Source organism: Methylobacterium sp. E-065, assembly GCF_022829605.1.
Taxonomy (GTDB): domain Bacteria; phylum Pseudomonadota; class Alphaproteobacteria; order Rhizobiales; family Beijerinckiaceae; genus Methylobacterium.
Window position 1 is genome coordinate 76,260 of record NZ_JAKSYD010000046.1, and the last position, 14,989, is coordinate 91,248.

At 68.8% G+C, this 14,989-nt stretch carries 12 protein-coding genes; 7 read left to right on the forward strand and 5 right to left on the reverse strand.

Features of this window, described 5'->3' with window-relative positions:
* Positions 1 to 39: 39 nt before the first annotated feature.
* Entirely contained in the window at positions 40 to 1,050 is a 1,011-nt protein-coding gene (locus MKK84_RS03975) for an SDR family oxidoreductase (protein WP_243916735.1), read from the reverse strand.
* Positions 1,051 to 1,231: 181 nt separating this feature from the next.
* On the opposite strand from MKK84_RS03975, the gene MKK84_RS03980 reads away from it, so the two are divergent.
* The 5 genes from MKK84_RS03980 (at position 1,232) to MKK84_RS04000 (ending at position 9,112) form a co-directional block, all read left to right on the forward strand.
* Entirely contained in the window at positions 1,232 to 1,489 is a 258-nt protein-coding gene (locus tag MKK84_RS03980; protein ID WP_243916736.1) for a hypothetical protein, read from the forward strand.
* Positions 1,490 to 1,813: 324 nt separating this feature from the next.
* Positions 1,814 to 5,227: an acyl-[ACP]--phospholipid O-acyltransferase gene (locus tag MKK84_RS03985; protein ID WP_243916737.1), complete on the forward strand. Its 3,414-nt coding sequence runs from the start codon at positions 1,814 to 1,816 to the stop codon at positions 5,225 to 5,227.
* Positions 5,228 to 5,499: 272 nt separating this feature from the next.
* Entirely contained in the window at positions 5,500 to 5,715 is a 216-nt protein-coding gene (locus tag MKK84_RS03990) for a hypothetical protein (RefSeq protein WP_243916738.1), read from the forward strand.
* Between the two features lie 87 nt (positions 5,716 to 5,802).
* Complete coding sequence (pbpC, locus tag MKK84_RS03995) at positions 5,803 to 7,926, forward strand: penicillin-binding protein 1C (RefSeq protein WP_243916739.1); 2,124 nt, start codon at positions 5,803 to 5,805, stop codon at positions 7,924 to 7,926.
* Positions 7,927 to 8,068: 142 nt separating this feature from the next.
* Positions 8,069 to 9,112, forward strand: coding sequence for a cytochrome-c peroxidase (locus MKK84_RS04000; protein ID WP_243916774.1), 1,044 nt, complete (start codon positions 8,069 to 8,071; stop codon positions 9,110 to 9,112).
* 13 nt (positions 9,113 to 9,125) lie between these two features.
* On the opposite strand, the gene MKK84_RS04005 is transcribed toward MKK84_RS04000, so the two are convergent.
* A complete protein-coding gene (locus MKK84_RS04005) occupies positions 9,126 to 9,569 on the reverse strand; it encodes a hypothetical protein (protein WP_243916740.1) in 444 nt (147 codons plus the stop codon).
* The gene (locus MKK84_RS04010; protein ID WP_243916741.1) at positions 9,566 to 10,399 is read right to left on the reverse strand and encodes an ArsA-related P-loop ATPase; all 834 of its coding nucleotides are present in this window, start codon (positions 10,397 to 10,399) and stop codon (positions 9,566 to 9,568) included. Before MKK84_RS04010 ends, MKK84_RS04005 begins: the two co-directional genes overlap by 4 nt.
* A gap of 950 nt (positions 10,400 to 11,349) precedes the next feature.
* On the opposite strand from MKK84_RS04010, the gene MKK84_RS04015 reads away from it, so the two are divergent.
* Entirely contained in the window at positions 11,350 to 12,405 is a 1,056-nt protein-coding gene (locus MKK84_RS04015) for a hypothetical protein (protein WP_243916742.1), read from the forward strand.
* Positions 12,406 to 12,423: 18 nt separating this feature from the next.
* Here MKK84_RS04015 and MKK84_RS04020 read toward each other — a convergent pair whose 3' ends face one another.
* Both MKK84_RS04020 and MKK84_RS04025 read right to left on the reverse strand, forming a co-directional pair.
* The gene (locus MKK84_RS04020) at positions 12,424 to 13,131 is read right to left on the reverse strand and encodes a MarC family protein (RefSeq protein WP_243916743.1); all 708 of its coding nucleotides are present in this window, start codon (positions 13,129 to 13,131) and stop codon (positions 12,424 to 12,426) included.
* Positions 13,132 to 13,324: 193 nt separating this feature from the next.
* A complete protein-coding gene (locus tag MKK84_RS04025) occupies positions 13,325 to 14,059 on the reverse strand; it encodes a methyltransferase domain-containing protein (protein ID WP_243916775.1) in 735 nt (244 codons plus the stop codon).
* Positions 14,060 to 14,212: 153 nt separating this feature from the next.
* Here MKK84_RS04025 and gloB point away from each other — a divergent pair, with 153 nt between their 5' ends.
* Positions 14,213 to 14,989 (forward strand): hydroxyacylglutathione hydrolase, encoded by a 777-nt coding sequence (gene gloB, locus MKK84_RS04030; protein ID WP_243916744.1) that lies wholly within the window; start codon positions 14,213 to 14,215, stop codon positions 14,987 to 14,989.

The following is a 14,989-nucleotide window of genomic DNA, read 5'->3' on the forward strand; positions in this document are numbered from 1 at the left end:
GGGGCGGCTGTAGCAGGCGGCGTGATGGGGTGCAGCCGTTTACGTCCGATCCGGCAGCCGGCGCGCCGAGCGGGCCGCGTGGATGGTGCCCGCGAGCCCGATCAGCGCCAGCCCGGCGAGCCCGCCGACCACGAGGTCGCGGGTGCGGCTCGTGACGAACTCGCTGCGGCTCGCCTTGGTCCGACCGGAGAAACGGCCGTCGATCCCGACCGGGCCCGGTACAGGTTCAAACAGGTTCCCCTTCATCTCGGGGATGGTCTCGTCCGAGAGCTGGGCCGACCACATGGAGGCGGCCTTACGGTCGGCGAGCGCCGGAGCCAGAACCTGCGCGGCCGCCATCATCATCGACGAGCGCCCGACCCAGACCTCCCGGCGCGGATTCTCGACGGCGTACGCGATCGCCTCGGCGCAGAGCCGCGGGTCGAAGACCGGATCCGGGGCGTATTGCCGGTGCCCGGTCCGGTTGCGCGCCCAATTGAACTGCGGCGTGTTGACCGCTGGCAGGTAGATGACGCTGAGGCTGACATTCACCCGGTCGTGCAGCAATTCGCAGCGCAGGGCGTCGGTGAAGCCCGAGACCGCGAACTTCGCGGCGCAGTAGGGCGCCTGCAGCGGCGCGGCCCGGACCGCGAGGCCGGACGAGACCTGGATGATCGCGCCCCGGTTTCGCTGCTTCATGTAGCGCAGCGCGGCGAGCGTCCCGTAGACCTGGCTCAGATAGGTCGTCTCAGTGACCCGCCGGTACTCGTCCGGGGTGATCTGGTCGGCCGGGTTCACCACGGTCGACATCGCGTTGTTCACCCAGGCGCGGATCGGCCCGAGCTCGGCCTCGATCCGCGCGGCGGCGGCGTCCACGGCCTTCGGATCGGCGACGTCGGCGCTGATCGCCAGCACCGGCTGGCCGTAGGCCGCCAGCGCCCGCTCGGCCGCGGAGAGCCGGTCCGGATCGCGCGCGATCACCGCCACCGACCATCCACGTTCGGCGAGGGCATGCGCCGCCGCCAGTCCGATCCCGGCCGTACCGCCGGTCACGACCGCAACCCGAGCCATATCCACCTCATCGTCGTCAGGAATTCGAACGGCAACCCGGATCGCGACGGTCGGTTGCCCTTCGGCATCGGGCCGGAACGTCACGGGGGGCATCTATTTCGCGTTCCACTACGCAACGACCGAGTCCGGCCGCTGTTGACCCCTCGTGTTGCGTCATGCCGAACCACCGAAGGTCGAAGTCATGCGCTCCGGACGACGCTTCTCCCTACCGATCGATCCCTGGCCCCAGGCCTCGCTGGCCGAGCGGACGGCGGTCGGGATGGTGCTGACCTTCCTGCTGCTTATTCCGGCCTGCGCGGCTGGGGTGGCGCTGTGCGTGATCGCAGTGGTCGCGACGTACATCTCCTGGTCCTATGACCTCGGCGCCTCGCTACGCGGCGTCATCGTCCGGCACGCTGCCATTCCGGGCCGCCACGGCCGGGGGGTCCGGAAGGTCTGAGCCCCGGCCTTTTCCCGGGCGCATGCAGCGCTAGCGGAATGCGATCCGGGAAACAGCATAAGACGTCGCGAAGCGTCTATCTGGATCAACCTGTGCCGCTGGCGCGGCGCTTCGTGTGCTCGGCCCCGGATCAGGTTCCGCTTCGCTCCACCTGTCCGGGAAAGGGATCTGCGCGTCGTAAGCCCGGGGCGCCGCTCCCGTCACGCAGCGGTGCGGACCCGCACGGCGAGGTTCGCCGCAGCCGTGGTCGCTGTGCGTTGTCCGCGCTCCGATTTGACCTGACCATACCGGGTAGGCCAGTCAGGTCCGGAACGAGAGACCGCCATGTTCCGTACCCTGATGACCGCGCGGCGCTTCGCGCCGCTATTCTGGTGCCAGTTCTTCTCGGCCTTCAACGACAATTTCCTGAAGAACGCGCTCGCCTTCCTGATCCTGTTCGGGATCGGCGGGGAGGCCGATGCCCATGCGGGCGTGCTGGTGACGCTGGCGAGCGCCGTGTTCATCGGGCCCTTCTTCCTCCTGTCGGGTCTCGGCGGCCAATGGGCCGACCGGTACGACAAGGCCTTGATGGCGCGGCGGCTCAAATTCGCGGAGATCTTCGCGGCCGGCACCGCGGTGCTGGGCTTCTTGCTGCATTCCGTGCCGGTGCTGTTCGTGGCGCTCGGCCTGTTCGGGACGATCGCGGCCCTGTTCGGCCCGATCAAGTACGGCATCCTGCCCGATCACCTGCGCCGCGAGGAGCTGCCCGCCGGCAACGCGCTGGTCGAGGCCGCGACCTTCCTGGCGATCCTGCTCGGCACGATCGCGGCCGGCGCGGCTTCGGCGATGGGCGGCTCGGGCGTCCTGTTCGGTGCCCTGGTGATGGGCTTCGCGATCCTGTGCTGGCTCTCGGCCCGCATGATCCCGGCGACCGGGGAGGGGGCGCCGGACCTGCGGGTCGATCCCAACATCGCCCGCTCGACCCTGTCGCTGCTGCGCGACCTCTGGGCCGACACGCGCCTGTGGCGCGGCTCGCTGATCGTGAGCTGGTTCTGGCTGGTCGGCGTGGTGGTGCTCTCGCTGCTGCCGGTGCTGGTGCGCGGCGCCTTCAACGGCACCGAGACGGTGATCACCCTGCTGCTGGCGCTGTTCTCCGTCGGCATCGCGCTGGGCTCAGGGCTGGCCTCCTGGCTCGCCAGCGGCCGGATCGTGCTGCTGCCGACGCCGGTCGGCGCCGTGCTGATGGGCCTGTTCGGCCTCGACCTCGCCTGGACGATCGGCCACCTACCGCCGCCATCCGCCGACCCGATCGGTCCGTTCGACTTCCTGCGGACCGGCGACGGCCTGCGCGTCGCCATCGGCTTCCTGGGTCTCGCCATGGCGGGCGGCCTCTACATCGTCCCGTCCTTCGCGGCCGTGCAGGCCTGGGCCGAGAAGGCGATGCGCGCGCGCATCATCGGCGCCGTCAACGTGGTCACCGCAGCCTTCATGGTGGCCGGCACCCTGGCACTCGCCGCCCTGCAGGGGGCTGGCCTGTCGATCGCGAGCCTGCTCGCCGTCGTCGCGGTACTGAACCTGATCGTCGGTGCCATCGTGTTCATGACCCTGCCGACCAGCCCGTTCCGGGACGCCCTGTCGATCCTGTTCCGGGCCTTCTACCGGCTTGAGGTCCGCGGCCTCGACAACGTCGCGGCGGCCGGGCCGAACGCCATCGTGGCGCTCAACCACGTCTCGTTCCTCGACGCGCCGCTCGCCCTGTCGCTGCTGGAGCAGGAGCCGGTCTTCGCGATCGACAGCGGGATCGCGCAGCGCTGGTGGGTGCGGCCGTTCCTGCGGGTCACCAAGGCGATGCCGCTGGACCCGACGCGCCCGCTCGCCACGCGCACGCTGATCAACGCCGTGAAGAGCGGCGAGACCCTGATCATCTTCCCCGAGGGCCGGCTCACCGTCACCGGCAGCCTGATGAAGGTCTATGACGGCGCCGGGCTGATCGCGGACAAGTCCGGCGCGATGGTCGTGCCGGTCAAGATCGACGGGCTGGAGCGCACGATCTTCTCGCGCCTGTCGCGCCGGCAGGTCAGCCGCAAGTGGTGGCCGAAGGTGATCGTGACGGTGATGCCGCCGGTGCGCCTGACCGTCGATCCCGCCCTCAAGGGCAAGGCGCGGCGGCAGGCGGCGGGCGCAGCCCTCTACGGGATCATGTCCGACCTCGTGTTCCGCACCACCGATATCGACCGTGGCCTGATGGCGGCTTTGATCGAGGCGGGCGATCTCCACGGCTGGCGCCGCAATGCCCTGGAGGACCCTGTCGGCGGTCGGCTCTCCTACAGCCGGCTCGTGATGGGCGCCAACATCCTGGGCCGCAAGCTTATGCCGCTGGCCCCCGTGGGCGGCCGGATCGGGGTGATGCTGCCGAACGCCAACGGTGCCGCGGTGACGCTGTTCGCGCTCGCCTCCGCGGGCCGGGTGCCGGCGATGATCAACTTTTCCGCCGGTCCCGCCAACGTCCTCTCGGCCTGCCGGGCCGCCGAGGTGAGCAAGGTTCTCACCTCCCGGGCCTTCATCGAGAAGGGGCGGCTCGGGCCGCTCGTGGAGGCGATCCGCGGATCGGTCGAGCTGATTTACCTGGAGGACGTGCGGGCCGGCATCACGACCGGGGACAAGATCCGGGGCCTGCTGGCACCCCGCCGTCCCCTCGTGGCGCGTTCCGGCGAGGATCCGGGGGCGGTGCTGTTCACTTCGGGCAGCGAGGGCACGCCGAAGGGCGTGGTCCTGGCCAATCGCTGCATGCTCGGCAACGTGGCGCAGGTGGCGGCCCGGATCGATTTCGGGCCGATGGACAAGGTGTTCAACGTCCTGCCGGTGTTCCACGCCTTCGGCCTCACGGCCGGGCTGGTGCTGCCCCTGGTCTCGGGCGTACCGGTCTACCTCTACCCGTCACCACTGCACTACCGGATCGTGCCGGAGCTGATCTACGGCTCGAACAGCACCGTGCTGTTCGGGACTGACACGTTCCTGACCGGCTACGCCCGGTCGGCCCATTCCTACGATTTGCGTTCGCTGCGCTACGTCGTGGCCGGCGCCGAGGCCGTGAAGGAGACCACCCGGAAGACCTGGGCGGAAAAGTTCGGCCTGCGCATCCTGGAAGGCTACGGCGTCACCGAGTGCGGGCCAGTCGTGGCGCTCAACACGCCGATGTTCAACCGTTTTGGCACGGTCGGGCGGATGCTGCCGGGCATCGAGACACGGCTCGAGCCGGTACCGGGGATCGACGACGGCGGCCGCCTCTCCGTGAAGGGTCCCAACATCATGCTGGGCTACCTGCGCGCCGAGAAGCCGGGGGTGCTGGAGCCGCCGCCGGGGGGCTGGCACGACACCGGCGACATCGTGGCGATCGACGCGATGGGCTTCGTCACGATCAAGGGCCGGGCCAAGCGCTTCGCCAAGATCGCGGGCGAAATGGTGTCGCTCGCCGGCATCGAGTCGCTGGCCGCCGAACTCTGGCCCGACCACCTGAGCGCGGTGGCGGCGGTGCCGGATCCACGCAAGGGCGAGCGGCTGATCCTGTTCACGCAGGCGAAGGACGCGACGCGATCCGCCTACCAGAGCTTCGCCAAGGATCGCGGCGCCTCCGACGTCGCGATCCCCGCCGAGGTGGTGCTGCTGGAGGCGATCCCGATGCTCGGCACCGGCAAGGTCGATCAGGTGGCGGTCACCAAGATGGCGCTGGAGCGGGCGAAGGAGACCGCTGCTGCTTAGAGCCGTGCCCGATCGCGCTCCAATCGGGCCTGGCGCTAAGCCTTTGTCGTGACGCACTCTCTCGCGTCGAACCGGCATCCACTTCGGCGGCAAGCGCTCTGACGGTTTTGCCCGACCGCCTCAGAGCGGTGGGGCGGCATCACCCAAACGGAGGATGCAACAACTCCTGGCATGCATTCGTATCACGAATACAGCTCCGATTCGATCCGGTGACGCGATCGAGTTGCCGGGCTGGATATCGTCGCGGCGGGTTGCATCGAGAGGGGCAGATCATGTCGAAGGACGGGCAAGTTCCGGCTTGGCTGGCGAGGCGGACGTATTTCAAGCGCGTCGGGCGCTGGATGAAGCCCGGCAAGGCCCGCGGGACCGGTCCGACTTACGACGCGGCGGTCGCGCCGCTCGCATCGAACGTGGTGCCGTTCCCGGTCCGGTTCGAACGGCAGGAGCGACCGAACTTCGTGGATCAGCGCAGCATCGGCATCGCGTAGCCAGGGCCGCGCAAGGACGGGCTTGCCTGCGCTGCGGGAACCGGGAATTCTGCGTGCCGCAAGGCGGGTCCGGACCCCGGAGGAGACGTGCCGCAGGACGGGTTCGACCCCGACGGAGGAGCGCCCCCGGCGCGGCGCCTAGCCGTGCGCTCGGGTCTCGTCGCTGCGGGGCTTGGGCTCGGCCTGTTGGCGGCCGGCCTCGGCGCGGCCTGGATCTATGCCGCAGCGTTGCCACCCGTGGACCTCGCGTCTGCGGCGACACGCTCCACCGTCGTGCTCGATCGATCCGGGACGCTGCTGCGCCCCTTCGCGACCGCGGACGGGCGGTGGCGACTGCCGGTCACCGCGGAGGCGGTCGACCCGCGCTTCCAGGCGATGCTGCTCGCCTACGAGGATCGCCGCTTCGCGCATCACTTCGGGATCGACCCCGCGGCCCTCCTGCGCGCCGCGGGGCAATGGCTGGTGCGCGGGCGCATCGTGTCGGGCGGCTCGACCCTCTCGATGCAGGTGGCTCGTCTGGTCGAGCCGCGGCGCGAACGCTCCCTCGATGCGAAGCTCCGGCAGATGGTCCGAGCCGTCACCCTCGGGCGGCGCCTCGGCAAGGGCGGAATGCTCGACCTCTATCTCGCGCTCGCCCCCTATGGCGGTCCGCTGGAGGGCGTCCGGGCGGCGAGCCTCGCGTATTTCGGACGGGAGCCGGCGCGGCTGACAGCGGCGCAGGCCGCGCTGCTCGTGGCCCTGCCGCAATCCCCTGAGGCCCGCCGTCCGGACCGCTTCCCGGAGCGCGCCCGCGCCGCCCGCGACCGCGTTCTGGATATCGCCAGCGCCCGGGGCGTGCTGACCGCGGCGGAGGCCGAAGCCGCGAAGGCGGAGCCGGTTCCGACTGCACGAAAGCCCTTCCCGATGCTGGCCGCGCACGCCACCGAGGAAGCGGTGGCAGCCGAGCCGACGAATCCGGTGATCCGCCTTGCCATCGATGCACCCCTGCAGGAGCGACTGGAGGTTCTGGCAGCCGAGCGCGCCGCCGCGACGGGACCCGACCTCTCGGCGGCGATCCTCGTCCTCGACAATTGGGACGGGCGCGTCCTCGCCCAGGTTGGCAGCGCCGGCTACCTGGATGCGACCCGGCGCGGCGCCATCGACATGACCCTGGCGATCCGTTCCCCCGGCTCCGCCCTGAAGCCGTTCGTCTACGCCATGGCGTTCGAAGACGGCTTGGCCCATCCCGAGACGCTGCTGGAAGATCGCCCGACGCGCTTCTCGGCGAGCTACGCCCCGGAGAATTTCGACCTGACCTTCCAGGGCACGGTCACGGCCCGACGCGCGCTACAATTGTCGCTCAACGTCCCCGCAGTCGCGCTGATGGAGGCGGTCGGCCCGGCCCGCTTCATCGCGCGGCTGCGCGCGGCCGGCGCCGGGATCCAGCTCCCGCGCGAAGCGGCGCCCGGCCTGCCGGTGGCGCTCGGCGGGCTCGGCATCACGCTCACGGATCTCGCGCGGCTCTATGCCGGTTTCGCCCGTGGCGGCACGCTGCCCGACATCCAGCGCCGCGCCGAGGCGGGGGCGCCCGGATCCGGCCGCCAGGTCGTGAGCCCTGTAGCCGCCTGGTACATCGCCGACATCCTGCGCGGAACGCCACCGCCCGAGAACGCCCTCCCGAACCGCATCGCCTACAAGACCGGGACGTCGTACGGCTATCGCGATGCCTGGGCGGCCGGGTTCGACCGGCGCGTGACCGTGGCGGTGTGGGTCGGCCGGCCGGACGGGGCGGCGGTTCCGGGCCTCGTCGGCCGGGTCGTCGCGGCGCCGATCCTGTTCGACGCCTTCGCGCGCCTCGGCGGCGAGTTCGAGCCGGTTCCCCGGCCGGCCAACACCCTGATGGCCGGATCGAGCAGCCTGCCGCCGCCGCTGCAGCGGCTCGGTCGCGACGCGGCTGGCGCACGGAGTCCGACCCTGCGGATCGCTTATCCGCCCGATGGCGCACGGATCGACCTCGGTCTGGCACCAGACGGGCATGGCCGAGACGGCGAGGCCGTGGCCCTCAAGGCGCTGGGCGGGGTGCCACCGCTGACATGGCTGATCGATGGTCAGCCGGTCGCGCAAACGCTGCGTCACCGAGCCGAATGGTTTCCCCAAGGGGTCGGCTTCGCGCGGATCTCCGTCCTTGATTCAACCGGAGCGAGTGACAGCGTTGCGGTGCGGCTGGAATAGCACGAAACCACCGATTGCATGACGGAAGCTTGGCGGCTCCGAAGTTTTGCATACGCGTGCATTGTCCGGCCCCTGAATATTCATGCGGAGATTCATCGGTCATCAACGAATAGCGGTATAAACGTGCCCTGTGAGGTTGATGATGGCGTGGAAGGTCAGCGCCGCGGTGGCGGCGATTCTTGGATTCGTCGGCGTCGGCGTGGGGCTCGGCAGCGGCCCGGACTCGCGCCGTGCCGCCTGGCGCGACACCTATCGCCCGCCCGCCGAGATCCCGTTCCCGGCCGAAAATCCGTACACGGCGGCCAAGGCCGAACTCGGTCGTCGCCTGTTCTTCGATCCGATCCTGTCCGGCGATCGGACGCGCTCCTGCGCGACCTGTCACGTCCCGGATCTGGCCTGGGCCGACGGGCGCGCCCGCGCGGCGACGCGCCAGAAAGGCGACATGGACCTGCGCACGCCCACGGTCCTCAATGTCGCTTGGCAGGACGGTCCGCTCGGCTGGGACGGCAAGTTCCACACGCTCGAATCGGTCTCGGCGATGCCGATCACGGCGCCGGGCAACATGAACCTGCCGATGAACGAGGCCTTGGCCCGGCTCTCCGCCGAACCGAACTACACGGCAGCCTTCGCAAGCGCCTTCGCGGATCCGGCCGTCACGCGGGAACGGCTAGAAGCGGCGCTTGCCACCTTCGAACGCCTGATCGTGACCGAGCCGGCCCCGTTCGATCGGTGGATCGCCGGCCAGGAAGACGCGATCGCTGAGCCGGCCAAGCGGGGCTTCGACCTGTTCAACGGTCGCGCCGGTTGCGCCAATTGCCATTCCGGCTGGTCGTTCACCGACAATTCGTTCCACGACATCGGCGTGGCTCAAGGAACCGACATCGGGCGGGGCCGCTTCAAGCCGACCTCGGTCGCGCTGCGCTACGCCTTCAAGACGCCGACGCTCCGGGAGGTCGGCCAGCGCGCGCCCTACATGCACGATGGGTCGGTGCCGAACCTCGAAGCCGTGATCGATCTCTACGACCGCGGCGGGATCGACCGCCCGAGCCGCTCCCGGTTGATCAAGCCGCTTCATCTCATCGCCACGGAGCGGAGCGATCTCCTGGCTTTCCTCGCGACGCTATCGGCGCGCACGGAGCGCGACCTCGTGACCGCGTCGTTCTCGACCCAGCCGCCGACGCCCTGACGCCGGATCCGGCTCAACGGCCGAGGTCGAGCCCGCGCGGGGGGCGTCCGGTATTCCGTTGCTCGCAGGCTTCCAGCGCGGCGGCGAGGCGGGCCTCGTTCGCCGCCGCGCCGTTCGAGAGGCTGACCACCGTGGCTAGCGTCCAGGCCCCCGCGATGACGGCGAGCGCCACCGCGCCGATCAGACCGTAGGTCATCAGCTTGTTGCGGCGCAGATCCTTCGTGACGGTCTGGATCAGGTAGCGGTTGTCTTCGGCGAGCGTGTTCCGCGCGGCCACCAACTCGTTGTACATGTTGGTGATCGAGTTCGTCGACATATACACGAGGAGCAGGTGAACGACGAAATCGTCGTTCGTCGTCGTGTTCAAGGCGGCCGCGATCCGCACGGCGAGCTGACGCTCCCAGGGCTGAAGATCGCGGCCGTGGACCGACCGGTAGAACCGCTCGAGGTTGGTCACGGCCGGAGCGCTTCCCGCCACACCTGGTGGAAGTTGCGCCGGAGGCGGCGGCCTTCAACGCGCAGGCGCATCGGCGCCGTGTTGGCCAGCGTCTGCCACGTCATGTTCTGCACGCGCAGGGCCTCGATCAGGCGCTCGCCGATCTTCTCGATTTCGATCACACGGAAATTCGGCTGCTTGCGCAGGGCTTTCACGAGTTCGGAGGATTCGAGGTAGTCGAAATTGGTCGCCTGAGCGGTGTTCTTCGCCAGGATGGCCCGGTCGCACTCGATCAGCATCGGCTTGAGTTCGCGCAGGACATCGAGGGCGGTCGGATCGACGGCACCGGCCGCGACGACCACGGCGAGGCGGATGTTCGACTCCCGGCAGCTCTCCACGATGATCTCGGCGCAGCGGCGGGTCGTCTCGGTGTCGCCGGCCGGGAAATCGACCACCACGAAGCGCTCGGCGGCCTCGATCACGTGCTCGATCATGTCCTGGCACAGGGTCGGGTCGACGCGGCCGGTGCTGTCCTCAGCGCGCAGGCGCTGACGGAAGCAGGTGATGTCGGGCCGGCGCGGCACGAAACTCTCGCTGCCGGGGTTGGTCTCCTGCATTAAAGCCGTGTGGAAATGGCGATTGGCCGGATCGGTGTCGATCGCCAGGACCGGACTGACCTCGGCGCAGAGATCGGCGACCTGAAGCGCGATCGTCGTCTTGCCGACACCGCCCTTGCCGCCCAGGCAAAGGATCAGGATCTTCGCCGCCGAACCGAGAAGGTCGCGCTGGATCAATTGGATCTCGTCCGGTCCGTACCAGGCCGGAACCTTGGTCTGCGTATCGTCGGCCATGAAGTCTCTCCTTGCTGATGGATAGGGCGGTGCCGCGCGCCGAAGCGCCGAGGGACTGTCCCGCGGGATGTCAGGAGTGATGCGCTGCAACCGGAGCCGGGACGCCGTCAGGGCTTCGCTTCGGTCATCTCCGATGCCCCGGCTACGCCCGCTCGGACATGCGCCAACCCCTGCGATTCGCCCGGTGGGCCGGCGGCAGAGCGATGGGCCACCCGGTGCCACGGCTCAGGGATGCGCGACCGCCGCAGGTCGACAGGTGTGTCGGGCCTCGGAATGGCGTCCCTCCCCATTGCGTGCACCTCGTCGCTCAGTCGCTGGCTCCGGCGGACCAGCCGCGCAGGACCAGCCTTTGAATTCGGTTCGACCAAGACAACGTGCCGGCTCACGCAAGATGCGAACCCGATACCTGCCGTCTCTGCAGGCATCTTTCCGCTACAGCGTAAACATTAATGAATCAATCTCACGACGATTACCCATATTACTAGTCTAAATTCCCGCATGAATGGCTTTATATCGTGTATTATTTTTGATAGATATTGATATTGGGCGCATTCGTTGTGCTGATACTATCAATATTGGACGTATAAACGAAAATCATTCCGGCTCGGCGCCGGGATCGCGGCACTGATGGAGCTCGGACCTGCGAGACTTGTCGACAGCGCGGTACAGGCGTGGTCGCTGCAAGGCCCGGCCCGGTCGAGACTTGCCATCTGACGGGGATAGTCGAGCCGACGGCCGTCAGAGCAGCAATCCGTCCGGCAACGCGCCGCTGAGGGTCGTGGCGCCGCTCGGACGTTCCGCACAGCCACAACGGGATTCGACGCTACCTAAGCACAATCCACAGCGTTAACCGTTCACTCACATTCGTTAACAAACCCTTGGCTAAAATGCGCCGGGTATATTTAAGTAAACCGGTAACCACGGTGTCGTTGCGTTGCGACGAGGGCTCAATGCCAACATCCAACAAAAAGTCGGCCCTGGCGGTCGCCCCCGCCCTTGGCCTCACCGGCCCCTTGATCCTCGCGGGGACGAACGCCGCCGAGGCGCACGTTAAATGGTTCTGCGCCTTCGACGTGGCCGGGCAGCCGCAGGGCCTCGAACAGGTCCTCTGTCTCGACTTCGAGTGGCTCACCGGCCTCGCGCTGCTCTGCCTGATGTTCGGATGCTTGGCGGAGGGCACGCCCCTGGGCGGCGCGCTGCTCAACGCCCTCGATCGCGTGACCACGCGGATCCGCACCGACACGGAGTTGCTGGTCCGCGCCACGCTGGGCTTCTTCCTCGTTTCGCTGTTCGTCCTCGGCGGCATCATCCTGACGCCGGAGCTGAAGACCGACGTGGCCTGGATCCCGTGGTTTCAGCTCGCGCTCGCCGGCTGCCTGATCTGGCGCCGCACGATGCCGATCACAGGCCTGGGCCTCGTCTTCCTGTTCAGCTACGCGACCGCGCAATACGGGCTGTTCCACCTCGCTGACTATCCGATCTTCCTCGGGATCGCCGTCTACCTGATCGTGCAGGGACTCGACCTGAAGCCCTTCGACATCCGCCCCCTCGACCTCGTCCGCTGGTCCGCCGCGGTCACGCTGATGTGGGCCTCGATTGAGAAGTGGGCCTATCCGGAATGGTCGGCGCCGCTGCTCGCCGCCAAGCCGCAGATGACCATGGGCGCGACCCCCGAATTGTTCATGCAGGCCGCCGGCGTGATCGAGTTCACCCTCGCCTTCGCGCTGATCTGGACGCCCCTGGTCCGGCGCTGCGCGGCGATCATCCTGGCGGCGATCTTCGTCTCGGCGATCGTCGAATTCGGCAAAGTGGACGCGATCGGCCATTCCGGGATCATCGTGGTTCTGTTGGCGATCGCCGCCGACGATGTCCGGGTTCGGGTGCGGGCACGCCAAGTGCTCCTGGCGCCGGCTTGGTACGGCGCGGCGCTGGCGGCCTTCCTGTTCCTCTACTACGCGGGCCACGCAGCCCTGTTCGGCGGCCTCGGAACCCTGCCGGTCATCTGACGGCGGCTCGGACCGGAATCATCGCGCCGCCAGCAGCGGCGCGATCACGTCGGTCAGGCCGTTGATCAGGATCTGCGTGCCGACGCAGAGCAGCAGGAAGGCGAACAGGCGTCCGACCACCCGGGCCCGGGCCGGGCCGATGAGCGCCACGACCCGGTCGGCCGAGGCGTACAGGAGGGCGACCGTAACGGCGACCACCAGCGCCGCCACCGTGACGCCGAAATAGAAACCGGCCCGCTCGGCGTAAGCCGCCGGCCGGTTCGCGCCCAGGGTGATCGCCACGGCGATCGTGCCCGGTCCGGTGGTGAACGGCAGGGTCAGCGGAAAAAAGGCGATCTCGGAGAGCGCCGCGGTGGGTACCGGCTCGGAGGGGGCCGCAGCGCCCGGCCCGGCCGAGCCCGACGCCTCGGCCTGCTTGCGCGCCTCGCGGGCTTCCGGCCGGTTGAGCTGGGTCCAGGCTGACGACATCACCACCAGCCCGCCCGCGACGCGCAGGGCCGCCAGGGTGACGCCGAAGAAGTTGAGGATCGGCGTCCCGGCCCAGAGAGCGCCCAGCATGACCAGCGCCGCGTAGACACCGATCCGGCGCGACAGGAGTACGCGCTCGGCGTGACTGTAGGCGCTCGTCACCTGGGCAAAGATGAAAGCGCCGCCGATCGGGTTGACGATCGCGACCAGGCCCGAAAGGGCGAGCAGGAACTGCTGGACGGTGAAATCGATGCTCATCAGGATCGGTCCGTGCGGGCCGTCCTCCTAAGCAAAGTTGCGTTGGCACGCCAACGCAACCTCCGCTTAGGTTCTTCGTCGATCGCAGGTTTTCGTCGCGAAACCGGCAGCCACTTTTGCGAAACGTGCTTAGGCCACCGGGCGCGCCGACGGAATCCGGTTTCCGCCGCCGGCCGCCCGTGCCAACGCCCGCTCAGCCCGGGGCGGGCGCCGGCACCAGCACCCGGGCCGGGGCGAGGCGGCGGGCGCGCCGCACCTGCCGCACCGTGACCGGCCGGTAGAGCTGCTTCGTCGCGTCGACCACGTGCAGGCCCGCGAAGGGCAGGGACAGGCTGGTGCCGGTCCACTCCCAGGCCGGCCCGGTGCGCAGCATCAGCCGCGAGCGCACCGGCGGCATGTAGAGCGTCTCGGTCCAGTTCACCGGCGAGAACAGCGTCTCGCGCATCAGCCGGCCGAGCTGCGAGCGGCTGTAGGGCTGACCATGGCCGAAGGGTGTCGCCTCCCGCCGGGCCCAGACCCCCCGCCGGTTCGGCACCACCAGAATCATCCGCCCGCCGGGGGTGAGGGTCCGCCACACCTCCTGGAGCAGCTCCGAAGGGCTCTCGACGGCTTCGAGGGCGTGGATGAGCAGGATCCGGTCGACGGCGGATTCGGGCAGCGGCATCATGGTGGGATCGGCCAGCGCCGTGCAGGATCGGCCGCTCGCCGGCCAGTTCACGACACCCTGGCTGATCGGCATGAACGCGAGGGTGCGTTCGGCGATACAGTGGATCGGGCCGAGATACGGCATCGCGTAGCCGATCCCGAGCACACGCAGGCCCGAGACCGAGCCGAGGAACGCGTCGATCGATCGGCCGACCACGCGATGCGTCGTGCGGCCCAGGGGGCTGGCATAGAAGGCCCGCAAATCGTTGACGTCGAGACGCATGAAGAGGCAGGCTACCGACACGGGAACGGTCGCCGTACTCAATGGTGACCCGGGTCGCCCGCGGCAAGCGTTACGGAACCGAAGTACGCGGAACCCGGCCGTGGGACCGCCTGTTCACGGCGACAGCGTTTGCGCCCCGAGGAGAATCCCCCGATGGCCGCCCAGACCGAGATCCGCACCTTCCTCTGCCGCAGCGACAATATCGGCGTCCTGATTCGCGATCCCGCCACCGGGGCCTGCGCGGCGATCGACGTGCCGGAGGCCGACGCGGTGTTGAGGGTGCTCGATGAGACCGGCTGGCGGCTCACCGACATCCTCGTGACGCACCGGCACGCCGATCACGTCGAAGGCATCCCCGCGCTGAAGCAGGCCACCGGCGCCCGGGTCGTCGCGCCCGCCAAAGCCGGCGACGCAGTCCCCCTGGTGGATGTCACCGTCCGGGAGGGCGACACGGTAAAGGTCGGCGGTCTCACCGCGCAGGTCTGGGAGACGCCGGGCCATTGCGCCGATCACGTCACGTACTGGTTTTCTGAGGCGGGGCTTGTCTGCGCCGGCGACACGCTGTTCACCCTCGGCTGCGGCCGGGTGATGGAGAGCCCGCCCGAGACCCTTTACCGATCCCTGCGGCGCTTCGACGATCTCCCCGATTCCGCTCAAGTCTTCAGCGGCCACGACTACGTACTCTCCAATGCGCGCTTCGCCCTGGCGGCCGAGCCGGACAACGCAGCGCTCAAGACCCGCTTCGCCGAGGCCGAAACCGCGAAGGCGGAGAGCCGTTTTCTCGTTCCCTCGACCATGGGCACAGAGCGCGCCACCAACCCGTTCCTGCGCTGCGCAGTCCCTGCACTGGCTAAATCCGTCGATCTGCCACCAGGAAGCGATCCAGAATCGGTCTTCGTCGCTCTTAGGGCGTGGAAGAACCGCTTCTGA